This window comes from Glutamicibacter soli, from assembly GCF_003309065.1.
GTDB classification, from domain to species: domain Bacteria; phylum Actinomycetota; class Actinomycetes; order Actinomycetales; family Micrococcaceae; genus Glutamicibacter; species Glutamicibacter soli.
Window position 1 is genome coordinate 351,154 of sequence record NZ_POAF01000002.1, and the last position, 17,297, is coordinate 368,450.

At 65.5% G+C, this 17,297-nt stretch carries 14 protein-coding genes; 9 read left to right on the forward strand and 5 right to left on the reverse strand.

From position 1 onward, the window contains the following. Positions 1–38: 38 nt before the first annotated feature. Complete coding sequence (locus C1H84_RS05205) at positions 39–1,823, forward strand: acetyl/propionyl/methylcrotonyl-CoA carboxylase subunit alpha (RefSeq protein ID WP_237562230.1); 1,785 nt, start codon at positions 39–41, stop codon at positions 1,821–1,823. Between the two features lie 85 nt (positions 1,824–1,908). Here the strand turns inward: C1H84_RS05205 and C1H84_RS05210 are convergent, their stop codons facing one another. Beyond that, on the reverse strand, positions 1,909–2,256 hold the full coding sequence (locus C1H84_RS05210; protein WP_113606747.1) for a hypothetical protein: 348 nt from the start codon (positions 2,254–2,256) through the stop codon (positions 1,909–1,911). A gap of 234 nt (positions 2,257–2,490) precedes the next feature. Here C1H84_RS05210 and C1H84_RS05215 point away from each other — a divergent pair, with 234 nt between their 5' ends. Then, a complete protein-coding gene (locus C1H84_RS05215; RefSeq protein WP_113606748.1) occupies positions 2,491–2,961 on the forward strand; it encodes a hypothetical protein in 471 nt (156 codons plus the stop codon). A 17-nt stretch (positions 2,962–2,978) separates the two neighbouring features. Here C1H84_RS05215 and C1H84_RS05220 read toward each other — a convergent pair whose 3' ends face one another. From C1H84_RS05220 to C1H84_RS05230, 3 genes are all read right to left on the reverse strand, one after another. After that, a complete protein-coding gene (locus C1H84_RS05220) occupies positions 2,979–3,719 on the reverse strand; it encodes an SDR family oxidoreductase (protein ID WP_113606749.1) in 741 nt (246 codons plus the stop codon). Between the two features lie 230 nt (positions 3,720–3,949). After that, positions 3,950–5,338, reverse strand: coding sequence for an MFS transporter (locus C1H84_RS05225; RefSeq protein WP_113606750.1), 1,389 nt, complete (start codon positions 5,336–5,338; stop codon positions 3,950–3,952). 321 nt (positions 5,339–5,659) lie between these two features. Continuing rightward, the gene (locus C1H84_RS05230; RefSeq protein ID WP_047118494.1) at positions 5,660–7,063 is read right to left on the reverse strand and encodes an NAD(P)H-quinone dehydrogenase; all 1,404 of its coding nucleotides are present in this window, start codon (positions 7,061–7,063) and stop codon (positions 5,660–5,662) included. A 134-nt stretch (positions 7,064–7,197) separates the two neighbouring features. Between C1H84_RS05230 and C1H84_RS05235 the strand changes: the two genes are divergently transcribed. The 7 genes from C1H84_RS05235 to C1H84_RS05260 all read left to right on the forward strand — a co-directional run bounded on the left by C1H84_RS05235 (position 7,198) and on the right by C1H84_RS05260 (position 13,647). Further along, positions 7,198–7,998 (forward strand): purine-nucleoside phosphorylase, encoded by an 801-nt coding sequence (locus C1H84_RS05235; RefSeq protein ID WP_053797540.1) that lies wholly within the window; start codon positions 7,198–7,200, stop codon positions 7,996–7,998. 75 nt (positions 7,999–8,073) lie between these two features. After that, the gene (locus C1H84_RS05240) at positions 8,074–9,792 is read left to right on the forward strand and encodes a phospho-sugar mutase (protein ID WP_113606751.1); all 1,719 of its coding nucleotides are present in this window, start codon (positions 8,074–8,076) and stop codon (positions 9,790–9,792) included. A 43-nt stretch (positions 9,793–9,835) separates the two neighbouring features. Next, entirely contained in the window at positions 9,836–10,522 is a 687-nt protein-coding gene (gene deoC, locus C1H84_RS05245; protein WP_047118491.1) for a deoxyribose-phosphate aldolase, read from the forward strand. Between the two features lie 32 nt (positions 10,523–10,554). After that, positions 10,555–10,812 carry a hypothetical protein gene (locus tag C1H84_RS05250; RefSeq protein WP_047118490.1) on the forward strand — a complete coding sequence of 86 codons (258 nt, stop codon included), beginning with the start codon at positions 10,555–10,557 and terminating at the stop codon, positions 10,810–10,812. 121 nt (positions 10,813–10,933) lie between these two features. Beyond that, positions 10,934–11,101, forward strand: a complete 168-nt coding sequence (locus C1H84_RS18190) for a hypothetical protein (RefSeq protein ID WP_157359290.1) — start codon at positions 10,934–10,936, stop codon at positions 11,099–11,101. 145 nt (positions 11,102–11,246) lie between these two features. Next, on the forward strand, positions 11,247–13,145 hold the full coding sequence (locus tag C1H84_RS05255; RefSeq protein ID WP_181728042.1) for a heavy metal translocating P-type ATPase: 1,899 nt from the start codon (positions 11,247–11,249) through the stop codon (positions 13,143–13,145). 7 nt (positions 13,146–13,152) lie between these two features. Next, positions 13,153–13,647: a tetratricopeptide repeat protein gene (locus C1H84_RS05260; protein ID WP_244910811.1), complete on the forward strand. Its 495-nt coding sequence runs from the start codon at positions 13,153–13,155 to the stop codon at positions 13,645–13,647. Here C1H84_RS05260 and mfd read toward each other — a convergent pair. Next, positions 13,644–17,258 carry a transcription-repair coupling factor gene (gene mfd / locus C1H84_RS05265; protein ID WP_113606753.1) on the reverse strand — a complete coding sequence of 1,205 codons (3,615 nt, stop codon included), beginning with the start codon at positions 17,256–17,258 and terminating at the stop codon, positions 13,644–13,646. The genes C1H84_RS05260 and mfd overlap by 4 nt on opposite strands. Between the last annotated feature and the right edge of the window lie 39 nt (positions 17,259–17,297).

Here is a 17,297-nt window from a genome sequence, read left to right on the forward strand (position 1 = left end):
TAGATGAGAAACCCCAATTTTTGAAGACAAGGTTCATGATGAATCCATTGACGAAGGTACTTATCGCCAACCGCGGCGAAATTGCAGTGCGCATTATCCGTGCCGCCCGCGATGAGGGAATCGAGTCGGTTGCCGTCTATGCAGACTCCGACCGCGATGCCCTGCACGTGCGCCTGGCCGACGAGGCCTATGCGCTGGGCGGCACCACCGCTGCAGAATCGTACCTTCGCATTGAGAAGATCCTTGATGCGGCAGAGCGCTCCGGCGCCGACGCAATCCACCCGGGCTACGGCTTCCTCTCGGAGAACGCCGAGTTCGCCCAGGCGGTTATCGACGCCGGCCTGACCTGGATCGGCCCGTCCCCCGAGGCCATCGACAAGCTGGGCGACAAGGTCAAGGCGCGTCACATCGCAGAGAAGGTCGGCGCGCCGCTGGTTCCGGGCACCAAGGATCCTGTCGAGTCGGCCGAGGAAGTCTACGCCTTCGCCGACGAGCACGGCCTGCCGCTGGCCATCAAGGCTGCCTACGGCGGGGGCGGACGCGGCATCAAGGTGGTGCGCAACCGCGAGGAAATCGGCGAGCTCTACGAATCCGCAGTCCGCGAGGCCGTGGCGGCCTTCGGCCGCGGCGAATGCTTCATCGAACGCTTCCTGGATGCCCCGCGCCACGTGGAAACCCAGTGCCTGGCCGATGTGCACGGCAACGTCGTGGTGGTGTCCACCCGCGACTGCTCGCTGCAGCGCCGCAACCAGAAGCTCGTGGAAGAGGCTCCGGCCCCCTACCTGAGCGAGGAGCAGATCACCCGCCTGTACGAGTCGTCCAAGGCCATCCTGCGCGAGGCCAACTACTCCGGCGCCGGCACCTGCGAATTCCTGGTGGGCCAGGACGGGGTCATCTCCTTCCTGGAGGTCAACACCCGTCTGCAGGTCGAGCACCCGGTTTCCGAAGAGGTCGCCGGCATGGATCTGGTGCGCGAGCAGTTCCGCATCGCCCGCGGCGAAGAGCTGGGCTACGGCGACCCCGAGCTGCGCGGCCACTCCTTCGAGTTCCGCATCAACGGCGAGGACGCAGGCCGCGGCTTCATGCCGACCCCCGGCACCATCACCAAGATGACCCTCCCGTCGGGCCCCGGCGTGCGCGTCGACTCGGGCATCGAGCAGGGCGAGAGCGTCTCGGGCAACTTCGACTCGATGATCTCCAAGCTGATCATCACCGGCCCGACCCGCGAGATCGCCGCCGCCCGCGCCCGCCGTGCCCTGGAGGAATTCCAGATCGAGGGCATGGCCACCGTGCTGCCGTTCCACCGCGCCGTCATGAGCGACCAGGCCTTCGTTCCGGCCGAGGGCCCGTTCCGCGTGCACACGCGCTGGATCGAGACCGAATTCGACACCTTCATCGCCCCGCATCCGTTCCCGACCGAGCAGGCCGAGGAACAGGACACCGAGCGCACCTCGGTGACCGTCGAGGTGGGCGGCAAGCGCCTGGAGGTGACCCTGCCGGCATCGCTGGGCTCGGCATCCTCCAACGGCGCGGAGAAGAGCACCGCAGCCAAGAAGAAGCGCAAGCCGGGCCGCAAGGCAGCCGGGGCCGCGGGCGGCAACAGCGCCGAGCTGCGCTCCCCGATGCAGGGCACCATCGTGAAGGTTGCCGTGGACAACGGCGCCGAGGTTTCCGAGGGCGACCTGATTGTGGTGCTGGAAGCCATGAAGATGGAGCAGCCGATCACCGCACACCGCGATGGCATCATCTCGGGTCTGGAAGTCACCCCGGGTGAAACCCTTTCGTCGGGCGCCGTGATCGCCACGATCAGCGACGAAAAGTAAAACGCTTGGCGCTGCCGGAGCTCCCGGCAGCTCACGCAACGGCCGCCGCCACCCGGTAACTTCGGGTCGCGGCGGCCGTTGCGTATCAACGGGATTCCAGATCTATGTCTTCCAGCTTCGGGTGCGCATCGCCCACCCAGCTGATCTCCACTGACTCGATGCAACCGCCTTCATGCCAGAGCAGGACGTCCACAGCCGTCGTCGCCTCCGCGGTTTCAGCTATGTCGAAGGACACCGGGCGGCCGACGCCTCGGGGCAAACGGACAATGCGATTGGCGGGTTTCAGCTTGAAGCATTCCGAGCAGTGTTCCTCCGGGGCTACCAAGGCTCCCTCGAACTGGCTCTGCAGGGCAGCGGCAAGTCCGGGTTCAGCCGCGGCGATGAGCTTGTCGAGCAAGGCGCGCTGCGTCTTGCTGGGCGTCATGTAGTCCATGAAACCAGAGTAGTTGCCTGGCCACGGAACATCGTGTATCCCGGAAAGCCGCCCGCCATGGCGGACATGGCATGTCGGGCGACTCCGGGCCGACACCCCCGGCGGGGCGGACCAAAACGCCAACCGTCTCTGATGGCAGCCACTGCCTCTCCGCAGCGGCCTCTTTAGGGACTGCAACCAAATCGTGTCTGCGACAAGTAACCTTGACCGTTCGGACTCCCGCTAGACTGAAAAATGCGAATCAGCGTGGTTATTTTTGGTGTGCTCGTCATCTGCATGCAAGCTTTTTTCGGTGCATTCTTGATGAATGATTGGGCTGTCACCGCTGCAAGTGAATTGCCGCTAGAGGAAACTGTCGCTGAAATGCGCCGGGCCGAGCAGAATTACTCGAAGAACGGAGGAATCGTCTTCGCGTCGTTGGGCGTAGTGTTGGCGCTGGGTTGGGGATTCCTCGTTTCACAGCGCCGGTTCATTGCCTCAAACTGGGCGGCATTGACTTCCTGGGGAGCGATAATCGCGCTGGGAGCTCCGGCATACTTCTCCTTCTCTTTCGGAAACATGAACTCCGTCGGCGACACATTCTACGATTGGAACTCCGACGCCGCTTTCACCTTGGAAGAGCCCTTATACGTGGCCAGCGGGATTGCTGCACTTGTTGCTGTCATCGGACTGGTAGCGGTTCTTCGCCGACCTGCGATTCGTTAGTTCACCACCCACGCCTGCTATTGCCTGCCTAACCATTCGGTATAGGATTCGGTGCCCAGCCTGGCTCCAGGCCCCGGCAGGATCCCGCCGTCGCGCATGGCCTTGCCCATTGCGCCGGGCAAGGGCACCTCGATGATTTTCGGCGACTGGTTCTGCTTGGCCAAATACTGGGCGAAGAGCTGCGGCATCCATTCTTCCTTGGGGCCTGCCAGATCCTGCACGATTCCCGCTGCTGGCTGCACCGCCAGTTCAACCAGTGCCTGCGCCACCTCGCTACCGGCAATCGGCTGCAGGCGCATCTTGGGCGCCACCTGGACCGGTCCAGCCGACATTCTGTTGATGTTCTGTCCCACGAATTCATGGAACTGGGTGGTGCGCAGCAAGGTGTAGCCGCCGGGCAGGACGCGCAGCATCCGCTCCTGCGCCGCCTTGCCCGCATAGTATCCGGCGTCGATCTGAGCCGCGCCGACGATGGACAGCGCCACATGGTTTTCCACTCCGGACTCGCGGCCGACGATCAGGAGGTTGGCGGTGGACTGCGTGAAATAGCGCATGGAGGCCGAGGCGCTGGTGGTTGACGATCCCGAAACATCGATCACCGCGGAGCAGTCGACAAGCCATTGCCGCACCGAGTGCTCATTGGTCAGGTCGCAACCCGCTGAACGCGACAACACAACCGGTTCGTGCCCTGCCGCAAGAACCTGCTCGACAACTTGTTTCCCGATAACGCCGGTCCCTCCGGCCACTGCGATTCTCATGCTGGATCCTCACCTCTGGATGTTTGGCGCGACACTGCCATGCTTCCACGTTCGAACGTCGTTTGTAAGGGCTGCCGGCCCGAGGCCTTGTCCCAGCGAAAATACCGCTGTGTGCATGGAACCGAGTTACAGGGTGGGCATTGCCTGCTTAAGCGGGCGAAAGGCCCGCATCAACCCCAACGGGTTGACGCGAGCCTTTCGATTGTTTTATCAGGCGGAGCCGCGACGAATTACTCGACGAACTCTTCCATGTCCACGTCCGAGGTATCCCGGGTCATGAACAGCGCGATCAAGGTCAGGACTGCACCGATGGCCAGGTAGATGCCCACGCCCACGGTGTTGCCGCCACCGGCGTTCCACAGTGCGATGGCCACGAAGGAGGCCGGGGCCGCGCCGATCACGGAGGACATGTTGTAGGCGATGGCCGACCCGGTGTAGCGGACGTTCGACGGGAACAGCTCCGGCAGGTAGGCGGCCATCGGGCCGAAGGTCAGGCCCATCAGGGTGAAGCCGACAATCAGGCCCACCATGGCGGCGCCCTGGCCCGGTCCGAAGAACAGCGTCCAGCCGGCTCCGAAGATCAGGATGGCCACGGTGACCCAGATCAGGAACTTGCGGCGGCCGAACTTCTCGGCCAGCGGGCCGGAGACCACGGTGAAGATGCCGAAGAACACCACGCCGATGATCAGCATCGTCAGGAAGACCGGACGGTCGATGCCAAGGCCCGGAACGAATCCTGCCGCGTCGAAGACCTTGCCCTTGGCCTCGGCCGCGGCACGGGCCGCTTCCTCGGTGGCCGGGGCGGTGCCGTAGGTCAGGGTGAAGGAAGTCATCAGGTAGAACAGCACGTAGGTGGCCACCATGATGAAGGTGCCGGCGACAACCGGGCGCCAATGGTGCTTCATGGTCGCCTTGAACGGCGACTTAAGGACCTTGTCCTGGGAAACCACCTTCTGGAAGGACAGCGATTCAACCAGCTTCAGACGGACCCACAGGCCGATGATGACCATGACTGCGGAGAAGTAGAACGGAATGCGCCAGCCCCAGGCCATGAACTGCTCTGGCGTCAGCGAGGTCTGCAGGAAAACGAACATCAGGTTGGCGATGATGAAGCCGACTGGGGCTCCCAGCTGCGGGAAGGTGCCGTAGACGGCGCGCTTGTTCTTCGGGGCGTTCTCGGTGGCCAGCAGCGCGGCGCCCGACCATTCACCGCCCAGCGCCAGGCCCTGGGCGAAGCGCAGCAGCACCAGCGCCAGCGGGGCCAGCACTGTCCACATGCCCTGGGCCGGCGGCAGGAAGCCGATCAGGAAGGTGGAGATGCCCATCAGCAGCAGGGACGCGACCAGGGTGCCCTTGCGGCCCAGCTTGTCGCCATAGTGGCCGAAGACGACCGAGCCCAGCGGGCGGGCCAGGAAGGCCACGCCGAAGATGGCGAACGAGGAGAGGATCGCATTGATCGTCGTGGCATTCGGGAAGAACAGGGCCGGGAAAACCAGCACAGATGCAGTGGCATACGCGTAGAAGTCGAAGAACTCGACCGTGGTGCCGATCATGCTGGCGAACAGCACCCGGCCACGGGTATTCTCCTTAGGCGCTACCGCGGGGTTGGCCTTCGACATGGAGGCGTCTCCTTAGTGATGAGCGAGAATCGAATGTAACAATCCTATGCCCGGGTGCTCAGCATACGGATATCCATGTCCAGCATTTGGACACCTGATTCGATTGCGTCAATCTCGAACCCTCGATTCGACATCCCACTTGCGAAAATACGCATACCCTCGAATCCGGCACGATTTGTAATGTATTCGCATACTCCAATATCAGAGCAATGGCGTCTTAGGAAGAGCCTGGCAACAATTCAGTTTTAGTCGAGGTCACAAACGAGAAGAGCCGCCGCTCGTCCGGAAGTCGGAAGAACGGCGGCTCTGCGCATGCGGCGCTTAGCTGTGGCGATGCAGGCGGCGTGCCGCCTCGGCCAACGAGCCGGAGAGCGACGGGTAGACCGTGAAGGTCTCAGCCACGTCATCCACATGCAGCGAATTCTGCACGGCGAGAGCCAAAGAGAAGATCAGTTCGCTGGCGCGCGGCGCCACGACCACGCCGCCGATGACGGTTCCGGACCCCTTGCGGGAAACGATCTTGACGAAGCCCTGGTCCACGTTCATCATCTTCGCGCGGGCATTGGTGTTCAGGTCGACCTTGATGATGTTGGCCTGGTACTTGCCTTCGGCCACGGCCCGCTGGGTCACGCCGACGGTGGCGATCTCCGGGGAGGTGAAGATGTTGGAGGCCACCAGGTCGAGGTTCAGCGGCTTGACCGAGTCGCCCAGCAGGTGGGCGACGGCGATGCGTCCCTGCATGGCGGAGACGGAAGCCAGCGCGAACACACCGGTGCAGTCGCCGGCGGCGTAGATGTTGGTGGCGGTGGTACGGGATACGCCGTCAACCTGGATGTGTCCGGACTTGGTCAGCTGCACGCCGGCCTCTTCCAGGCCCAGGCCTTCGGTGTTGGGAATGGAACCCACTGCGACCAGGCAGTGGCTGCCTTCCAGCACGCGGCCGTCGGCCAGGGTCACGAAGACCTTGTCGCCCTTGCGCTCCACGCCTTCGGCGCGGGCCTGGGCCACGACGTTCACGCCATTGGACTTGAACACGTCCTCCAGCACGCCGGCCGCGTCCGCGTCCTCGCCCGGAAGCACGCGGTCGCGCGAGGAGACCAAGGTCACCTTGGCGCCCAGCAGGTTGTAGGCGGAGGCGAACTCGGCACCGGTGACACCGGAACCGATGACGATCAGGTGCTCGGGCACCTCGTTCATGTTGTAGATCTGGGTCCAGTTGAAGATGCGCTCCCCGTCCGGCTTCGCGGTCGGAAGCTCACGCGGATGGGCGCCGACCGACAGCAGGATCGCGTCGGCTTCGACGGTCTGCTCGGATCCGTCGGGGCGGGAAACCTGGACGGTGCGGTTGTCCACCAGGCGGCCTTCGCCAATGATGATGCGCACGCCGGCACGTTCGAGGGTGGTGCGGATATCGCCGGACTGCTCCTTGGCAAGGGCCAGCAACCGGTGGTTGACCACCGAAAAGTCGGTTACTGCCGAATCCAGTCCGTCCACGTGGACGCCGAAGGTCTCCGCGTGCTTGACGCGGCGCACCGCGTCCGCGGTGGCGATGAGGGTCTTCGACGGCACAACGTCGGTCAGCACGGCTGAACCACCCATGCCCGCACGTTCCACCACGGTGACATTGGCTCCCAGCTGGGCCGCGCCCATGGCCGCTTCATAGCCGCCGGGACCGCCGCCGAGAATTACCAATCGGGTTGCTTCATTCCTACGTTCTGCGCTCACGCTTCCTATTGTTCACCATGGGCGGATATTGCGCACATCGCCGCCGTTGGCCGCCGGGCGTGATTTTGGTTGTGAAGCACTGGTTTCGCCTGACAAAGCGCCCCGTGGACGGTAGCGTATTTCACGTGACTGATATGCATAATGACCCACAAGTTCTCGCTGCCGAGGCTGCCCAGGCGATCGCCGAGCAGACCGGAGTAGCAAAGCATGACATCGCCCTGGTCTTGGGCTCCGGCTGGGGACAGGCCGCAGAGCTGGTCGGCGAAACCACCCACACCCTGGACGCCACCACGATTCCGGGCTTCCACGCCGCCGCGGTCCCAGGCCACAAGGGCACCATTTCCTCGATCCTGACCGAATCCGGCAAGCGCGTGCTGGTGCTCGGCGCCCGCACCCACTTCTACGAAGGCCGCGGCGTGCGCGCGGTGGTCCACCCGATCCGCACCGCGGCGGCTGCAGGCTGCACCCAGCTGGTGCTGACCAACGGCTGCGGCGGCCTGAACGAAAACTGGGCCCCGGGCACCCCGGTCATGATTTCCGACCACATCAACCTGACCGCTGCCTCCCCGCTGGAGGGCGCGACCTTCGTCGACCTGACCGACCTGTACTCCTCGCGCATCCGCGGCATCGCCCGCGAGGTCGATTCCACCCTGGACGAGGGCGTGTACGCCCAGTTCACCGGCCCGCACTACGAGACCCCTGCCGAGGTGCAGATGGCCAAGCGCATCGGCGCCGACCTGGTGGGCATGTCCACCGCGCTGGAAGCCATCGCCGCACGCCATGAAGGCATGGAGATCTTCGGCATGTCCCTGGTGACCAACCTGGCTGCCGGCATCAGCCCGGTGCCGCTGAGCCACGAGGAAGTCATCGAAGCCGGCCAGGCCGCCGGCCCGCGCATTTCCAAGCTCCTGGCGCAGATCATCGCCCGTCTCTAGGCCCGGGCCGGGGCGGCGGCCAACCGGTCGCCGCTTCGTAACGCGCGTGTGAGTAAGAACTAGGCAGGGAGAAGAATGGAAAACGTATCCGCACAGGGCCAGCTGCTGGAGACCGCGACCGCTTGGGCGGCCGCAGACCCGGACGAGGCGACCCGCACCGAGCTGCAGGAGCTGGTTTCCCGCGCGGGGACCGACGCCGCGGCAATGGAGGACCTGTCCGACCGCTTCAGCGGGGTGCTGGAATTCGGCACCGCCGGGCTGCGCGCCGAATTGGGCGCAGGCCCCATGCGGATGAACCGCGTCGTGGTGCTGCGCACCGCAGCGGGCATCGCCCGCTTCCTTGAGCAGCAGGCCGACGGGGCCTACACCCCGAAAGTGGTCATCGGCTTCGATGCCCGCTACAACTCGGACGTATTCGCCCGGGATTCGGCCGCCGTATTCACCGCCGCGGGCTTCGATGTGCTGCTGATGCCGGCGCCGTTGCCCACCCCGGTGCTGGCCTGGGCGGTACGCCGCTTTGCCGCGGAAGCCGGCGTCATGGTCACCGCAAGCCACAACCCTCCGCGCGACAACGGCTACAAGGTCTACATCGGCGGCCGCGCCTCTAACGACGCCGGCCGCGGCGCGCAGATCGTCTCCCCCATCGACGCCCAAATCGCGGCGCTGATCGACCACGAGCAGCCGGCCTGCCAGATCCCGCAGGCGGACTCCGGATGGCTGGTGCTGCCCGCCGCGGGCGCCGAGGGCGATATCGAAGCCGAGTACCTGGCCGCCATCGGCCCGGTTGTCGAGCCGCAGCCGGATCGCGACCAGCTGCGCGTGGTGGTCAGCGCCATGCACGGCGTGGGCGGGCACACCATGCGCCAAGCCCTGCTGAACGCCGGGTTCGGCGACGTGCACATGGTCGCCGCGCAGGAGCATCCGGACCCGGAGTTCCCCACCGTGAAGTTCCCCAACCCCGAGGAGCCGGGAGCCATCGACCTGTCGCTGGAACTGGCCCGCGAAGTGGGGGCGGACCTGGTGATCGCCAACGACCCAGACGCCGACCGCTGCGCCGCGGCAGTGGAAGACCAGGGCGCCTGGCGCATGCTGCGCGGCGACGAGGTGGGCTGGCTGCTGGGCGACCACCTGGCCACCCGCCTGCCCGAAGGCCGCAAGCTGGGCAATTCCATCGTTTCCTCGCGCATGCTGGCTGCCATCGCCAAGGATGCAGGGCGCGAGCATGAGGAAACCCTGACCGGCTTCAAGTGGATCTCCCGCGTGGAGAACCTCGGCTTCGGCTACGAGGAGGCGCTGGGCTACTGCGTCGCCCCGGACCTGGTCCGCGACAAGGACGGCATCTCCGCCGGCGTGATGCTCGCAGACCTGGCCGCGCAGCTGAAGGCCGCCGGAAGCAGCATCCCGCAGCGGCTGGATGAGCTGGCAGCCCGCCACGGCGTGCACGTGACCGACCAGCTCTCGCTGCGCTTCACCGACCTGGCGCAGATTCCAGTGCTCATGGACAAGATCCGCACCAATCCCCCGGAGCATCTGGGCGGATCCGCGGTCAGCGAGGTCACCGACCTTTCCCAGGGCTCCGAGAAGCTCCCGGCCACCGATGCCATGGTGCTGCACACATTCTCCGGTGCGCGGGTCATCATCCGCCCGTCGGGAACCGAGCCGAAGCTGAAGTGCTACCTGGAAACCATCGAGCCGGTGGATGACATCGCGCAGGTTGCCCAGGCCCGCCTCGATGCCACGACTCAGGTCCTGGCCATCAAGGAACAACTGGCCGCGTACCTGAACGCCAACTAGTACCTGCCGCCCACGTAGGCGGCACCAACAATTCGAGGACATCATGACTGAACTAAGCGCCCGCGACATCGCCGGCTACATCGACCACACCCTGCTGGCGGCCAACGCCTCGCGCGAGCAGATCGTGGCGATCTGCGAGGAAGCCAAGAAGTACGAATTCAAGTCCGTGTGCGTGAACCCGGTGTGGACTTCGACTGTCGCCCGCGAGCTGGAGGGCTCGGACGTCCTGACCTGCACGGTGATCGGATTCCCTCTGGGAGCTTCCGCCACCGCCACCAAGGTGTTCGAAACCACCCAGGCCGTCGCCGACGGCGCGAACGAGATCGACATGGTCATCGACATCGCCGCCGCCCTGCGCGGGGACCGCGACGCACTGGTCAATGAGATCTTCGCCATCGCCCAGGCCGCCCATGACGGCGGAGCGATCCTGAAGGTCATCATCGAGACCTGCCTGCTGACCGAAGATGCGAAGGTCCTGGCCTGCGAAGCAGCCAAGGCCGCCGGCGCCGATTTCGTCAAGACCTCCACCGGCTTCTCCACCGGCGGGGCCACCGTGGAAGACGTGGCACTGATGCGCCGCACTGTTGGCCCCGAGATGGGCGTGAAGGCCTCGGGCGGCGTGCGCAGCCTGGAAACCGCGCGCGCAATGATCGAAGCCGGTGCAACAAGGCTAGGTTCCAGCTCAGGAGTTGCTATCCTAGAGGGAGAGCAAAGCGGTTCCAGCTACTAGGCAGCCGCATCGAAAGTCAACAAGGAGCAAAAGTGTACTCGAACGGCAAGAACACTGCCCATTCCGGTGAAGGTCGCCTGGCTGGCAACCTGGTCGCCTTCGTTATCTTCTTCGTGGTCTTCGCAGCCGCGTTGTACTCGCTGTCGTTCTGGACTTTTGAAAACGCCTGGATCCCATCCATCCTCTGCTTCGGCCTGACCATCATCGCCTTCGCAGTGCCGATGCACCTCATGGGTCGCGCCGACAAGGCCGAGGACCTGGTTGCCTCCGCTTCGGAGTTCCAGAAGTAAATCGCTTCATCACAGCGGGGAGGCCTTCGGGCCTCCCCGCTGTTGCTTTAACCGGGGTTCGGCCCAGGTCCCAGGCGCTGGTTCCGGCGCGGCCGGCATCCCGGCTTGTAGTGTAGGACCCATGAATCCTTTGATACCCAACGCGTTTGAAGTAATTGTCTTTTACGTTGTCCCCCTGATTGTCACCGTGGTTCTGGCCGTCGTGGTCTACAAGCTCATCAAGGGTCCAGCGAAGGAAACTAACCGCCGCTGGATGTCGGAGGACCAGGATCCCGGCCACGAGGCTTAGGCAGTTGTGAAGATCTGCCTGATATTTCCGTCACGACTGGCCCGTTGAACTTCATCCACGAACTTATCCCGTCTCCATGCCGGACATCGTTGCTATGGTGAGATTATTCGGTTCACAGGCGCTGACCAGTCGATAGGGAGACATCGTGAAGCTGGGACAACAGATTCGACGCTATCCGCTGTTGGCCGTTGCGGTCATCGCCCTGCTGGCCACCGGTGCCACGGCACTGGCCGGTATGGGCACCGCCAGCCGGTGGATCGCGTGGACTGCCATCGCAGTCGCCGTGCTGTGGATCGGCTCGGGAATGGTCAAGGACCTGCTGCGAGGCCGCTACGGGCTGGATATCCTGGCGTTGGTGGCGATCATCGCCTGCCTGCTGGTCGGCGAGTACCTGGCGTCCCTGATCATCGTGCTGATGCTTTCCGGCGGCGAGGCCCTTGAGGACTTCGCCCAGCGCCGGGCCACCAGTGAGCTCTCCGCGCTGCTCGACCGTTCTCCCCTGCAGGCCCACCTCGCTGCCGACGAATCCGGCCAGGACGTCACCGACGTCCCGGTGGAGCAGGTGGAGGTCGGGGACCTGCTGCTGGTGCGTCCCGGCGAGCTGGTGCCGGTTGACGGCCTGATGCGTTCCGAAGCAGGAAGCTTCGACGAATCCTCGCTGACCGGCGAACCGGTTCCGGTGGTCCATGCCAGGGGTTCCGAGGTGATGTCGGGGTCGGTCAACGGGTCGCAGGCCGTGTACCTGCAGGCGTTGCGGCACAGCGGCGACAGCCAGTACCAGCAGATCATCGAGCTGGTGCGACAGGCCCAGGATTCCAAGGCGCCGGTGGTGCGTTTGGCCGACAAGTTCGCGATTCCCTTCACCCTGCTTTCATTGCTGATTGCCGGGATCGCCTGGGCGGTGTCCGGGGATCCGGTGCGTTTCGCCCAGGTCCTGGTGCTCGCCACCCCCTGTCCCCTGCTGATTGCCGTGCCGGTCGCCTTCCTGGGCGGCATGTCCCGTGCGTCCAAGGAGGGCGTGGTGGTCAAGGGAGGTTCGGTGCTCGAACAGCTCGCCAGGGTACGCAGCGCGGCCTTCGACAAAACCGGCACGCTGACCGCGGGCCGGCCCACGCTGGTAGGCATCCGGAGCCAACTTGATCCCGATGACCTGCTGCAGCTCGTGGCCTCCGCAGAGCAGTTCTCCACCCATGTCATGGCCGCAGGCCTGACCGCGGCGCTCGCCGACCGCGGGCTGCCGCTGCTCCCGGCCGAAGACGCGCAGGAAGTCGCCACCAACGGCGTCAGCGCCCTGGTGGACGGACGCCGGGTAGCCGTGGGCAAGCCGTCGTTCATCGCCGTCTTGGACCCGTCCCTGCAGCGGGTCGAGCTTGAACCCGGTCAATCCGCCGCCTACGTCGCGGTGGACGGAAAGTTTGCCGGCGCACTCCTGATGGCCGATGCCCCGCGTCCGGAAGCCTCCGCGGTGCTGCGCTGGATGCGCGACCACGGCGTGGAAAACCAGGTCATGCTCACCGGCGACGTGGAACAGACCGCGCACGGCGTCGCCGCCCAGGTGGGCATCGGCAAGGTCGAAGCGGAGCTTCGCCCGGGACAGAAGGTGCAGCTGCTCAAGGACATGCAGCCCCGGCCGGTGCTCATGCTGGGCGACGGCACCAACGACGCCCCGGCGCTGGCCGCCGCGGACATCGGCATGGCGATGGGTTCGCGCGGTTCCACCGCTGCCGGCCAGGCCGCCGACGCGGTGGTCCTGCGTGATTCGCTGGAACCCGTGGCCCAGGTGATGGCCATCAGCCGCTACACCCTGAGTGTCGCGCACAGCGCCATCTGGATCGGCATCGGCCTGAGCGTGGGGCTGATGCTGGTCGCCACCACTGGCGTGATCCCGGCCGTGACCGGAGCCCTGCTGCAGGAAGTCGTGGATCTGGTAGTCATCGTCTATGCGCTGCGCACGCTGCGCGGACCCCGCCCCGCCAACTTCCACGGCGCGTTGCCGGCCCCCTCGACCGTCGCCTTGGCGCAGCATGTGCGCAGCAGGGACTGAGTTGATCATGGATTCTTGGCAACATCGGATCGATGGCTTTTGGCAAGCAGCCCCGAGCAAAGACGCCATGACGCTGGGTGTGGAGCTGGAGCTCCTTGTGGAGTCCGGGATTCCTGCCGGGCATGCGGCATTCGAACGCGCCAGCCTGCACGACTACCTCGGCGAGGAGGAACAAGCGATACCGCTGTACCGGATGGCTCTGGAGAGCGGGACGCTGAGCCCTGCCAAATGCAGCGAGGCAAGAATCCAGCTCGCCAGCAGCCTGAGGAATATTGGTGAACCCGGACCGGCGGCCGCAGTGCTCCAGGACATCGGGCCCGACGACCCGCTGCATGCCGATGCGCAGGCGTTCCTGGCGCTCGCGCTGTTCGACGCCGCAGAAGCGTCGGCAGCATTGAAAACCGCTCTGACGGCGCTCGCACCGGCCCTGCAACTTTATGCTGGACCGGTGCGCCGCTACGCGCAGGAGCTAGGGAACAGGCATCTGCCCGAAACTCGCTAGCCCTTGGCCGCAGCTGCCGGGGTCGGTTCGAAGATCGCGTAGACCAGGTTCTCCGCCCAGTCCAGCATGGCTTCGTCCGCCAGATCCCGGCCGCCGACCGGCGAGGTCTTCGGTTTCGGAATGAAGATGGAGTTCAGCGCCGGCTTGTTCGCCGAACCCGGGTACAAGCGTTCCAGGCGCACCTGGCGGCTGGCCGGCAGGTCCTCGATTTTCGCCGGCGACAGCTTGATGTGGTTGCCGACCTGCTGGATGTCGTGCAGACCCACCGCGCGGGCGCGGATACGCAGGGCCGCGACGCGCAGCAGGTTCTCCACCGGCAGCGGCAGCTTGCCGTAGCGGTCTTCGAGCTCCTCGCGGACCTCGGCCAACGCCTCGCTGGATTCCGCGGAGGCGATGTTCCGGTAGGCCTCCAGGCGCAAGCGCTCCCCCGGCACGTAGTCGTGCGGCAGGTGCGCGTTGACCGGCAGGTCGATCTTCATCTCCGTGGCTTCTTCCTCGCCCTCGCCCTTGTAGTCGGCAACCGCCTCGCCGACCAGGCGCAGGTACAGGTCGAAGCCCACCCCGGCGATGTGGCCCGACTGCTCCCCGCCGAGCAGGTTGCCGGCGCCGCGAAGCTCCAGGTCCTTCATGGCCAGCTGGTAGCCCGAGCCCAGTTCGTTGTGCGCGGCCACGGCCTTCAGGCGTTCCAGGGCCACCTCGCCCAGCGGCTTCTCCGCGTCCCACAGGAAGTAGGCGTAGGCGCGTTCGCGGCCGCGGCCCACGCGTCCGCGCAGCTGGTGCAGCTGCGAGAGCCCGTAGTTGTTCGCGCGGTCGACAATCAGCGTATTGGCGTTGGAGATGTCCAGGCCGGTTTCGATGATGGTGGTGGAGACCAGCACGTCGAACTTCTTCTCCCAGAAGTCCTGGATGATCCGTTCAAGCCGCGACTCGCTCATCTTGCCGTGGGCTACCTCGACGCGCGCCTCGGGAACCAGCTCGCGCAGTTCCGCGGCGACCCGGTCGATGGAGGAGACGCGGTTGTGCACGAAGAACACCTGGCCGTCGCGCATCAGCTCGCGCTTGATCGCGGCGCTGATCTGCTTGTCGCTGCGCGGACCCACGTAGGTGAGCACCGGGTGGCGCTCCTCCGGCGGGGTGGCCAGGGTGGAGGTTTCGCGGATGCCGGTCAGGGACATCTCCAAGGTGCGCGGGATCGGGGTGGCGCTCATGGCCAGCACGTCCACGTTGGTGCGCATCTTCTTGAGCTCTTCCTTGTGCTCCACGCCGAAACGCTGCTCCTCATCGATGATCACCAGGCCCAGGTTCTTGAACTCCACGGTCTTGGACAGCAGCCGGTGGGTGCCGATCACGATATCCACGCTGCCGTCCTTGAGCCCGGCCAGGATTTCCTTGGATTCCTTGGCGGTCTGGAAGCGGGAGAGCGTCTTCACACGGACCGGGAAGCCCGAATAGCGTTCGGTGAACGTCTGGTAGTGCTGGGAGGCCAGCAGCGTGGTGGGCACCAGCACGGCGACCTGCTTGGAGTCCTGCACGGCCTTGAACGCTGCGCGCACCGCGATTTCGGTTTTGCCGAAGCCCACGTCGCCGGAGATCAGCCGGTCCATGGGGATTTCCTTCTCCATGTCCGCTTTCACCTCGTTGATGGCGGTGAGCTGGTCGGGGGTCTCGATGAACGCGAAGGCCTCCTCCAGTTCGCCCTGCCACGGGGTGTCGCTGGCGAATGCGTGGCCGCGGCTGGCCATGCGCGCGGAGTACAGCTTGATCAGGTCTCCGGCGATCTCCTTGACCGCCTTGCGGGCCTTGGACTTGGTGCTGGCCCAATCGGAGCCGCCCATCTTGGAGAGCGTCGGGGCCTCGCCGCCCACGTAGCGGGTGATCATGTGCAGCTGGTCCATCGGGACGAAAAGCCGGTCCCCTGGCGCGCCGCGCTTGGAGGAGGCGTATTCGACCACCAGGTATTCGCGCTTGGCGTCCTTGCCGGCGCCGTTGACCTTGCGGGACACCAGTTCCACGAACTTGCCGATGCCGTGCTGCTCGTGGACGATGAAGTCCCCGGCCTGCAGGCTCAAGGGGTCCACGGCATTGCGCTTGCGCTTGACCGTGAGCTTGCGGGACTTGCGGTTCGGGTAGGCGCTGGAGCGTCCCAGCAGGTCCGCCTCGGTCAGCAAACCGGTTTTAAGCTCCTCGAACACGAACCCGCGACCGGCGGCGGCCTGGGTGATTTCGATCAGCCCTGCGGTGGGCTCGGCCGAGAGGTCTTCCACGCGGTGGGCCGGGATCTTGTATTCACCGAACAGCTCGGACAGGCGCGCGGCCGGGCCGGGGCCTTCGGTGGCAACCACCAGGCGCCAGCCGTCCGCCACCCGGGAGGCGATGAATTCCATCATCGCTTCGATATCGCCCTGGTAGCCGTGCGGTTCGCGGGCCGGGACGCGGATGGTCGCAGCGCCCAGGTCCAGTTCCTCGTCGGAGCCCAGCGAGGTGACCGCCCACCAGGAGACCTTGGCCTGGCGCGCGTGCTCGACGGTCTGGGCGAGCGAAGCGAAATCGCCGGTTTCGAGCTTGCGCCCGGCTTCGGCGGTGCTCAAATCCAGCGGGGCGCTGGCTCCGTCCGAGGCCGAGGCCCAGGCCGCGGCCAGGAACTCGGCGTTGGTTTCGTTCAGGTCGTGGGCGCGGGCGCGCACGCGTTCGGGCTCCATGACCAGTGCGATGGAGGATTCGGGGAGCAAGGAGAGCAGCGGCACCATCTTGTCCACCAGCAGCGGGGCCAGGGACTCCATGCCTTCCACCGCGATGCCTCCGGCGATCTTGGTGAGCATTTCAGTGGCGGCCGGGAAGCTGGCCTTGAGGTTCGCCGCGCGGCTCATCACCTTGGGGGTGATGAGCATTTCACGGCACGGGGTCGCGGTGATCGATCTCGGCCCGGCCCCGTCGTGGGAGCGCTGGTCTGCGATGGAGAAGTAGCGCATCGTGTCGATCTGGTCGCCGAAGAAGTCCACGCGCACCGGATGCTCCAGGGTGGGTGGGAAGACATCGATGATGCCGCCGCGCACTGCGAATTCGCCGCGGTGGGTCACCATGTCCACCCGGGCGTAGGCCGCCGCGGCCAGGTCCCGGATCACGGTGTCGAAGCCGGGCTCGGCATCCAGTTCAAGGGTGACCGGGCGCAGCTCGCCCAGGCCCGCCACCAGCGGCTGCAGCACGGCGCGGATCGGCGCAATGATGATCTTCAGGTCCGGGTCCCCGTCATGCAGCCGGCGCAGTACCTCCAGGCGACGGCCCACGGTGTCGCTGCGCGGGGAGAGCCGTTCGTGGGGCAGGGTTTCCCAGGAAGGGAATTCGGCAACGTGCTTGGACGGGAGGTAGGCGGCCAGCGACGCGGAGATGTCCTCGGCCTCTCGGCCGGTCGCGGTGACGATCAGCGTGACCGCGCGCTCGTGTCCCTCGGACAGGCCCTGGCTGACGTGGGCTCCGAGAATCGGGCGCATGCCCTGCGGCGCCGCGATCTCCAGCTCTTCGCTGCGGGTCGAAAAGCTTTGTGATGCACCTTGGCGGATACGGCGGAATGACGATTCCTCGCGCAGGAAATCATGAAGTCCAACTAGGCTCATGCGGCTTTCGTGTCCTCTCGGGCAGGTTAGGGGCCAACG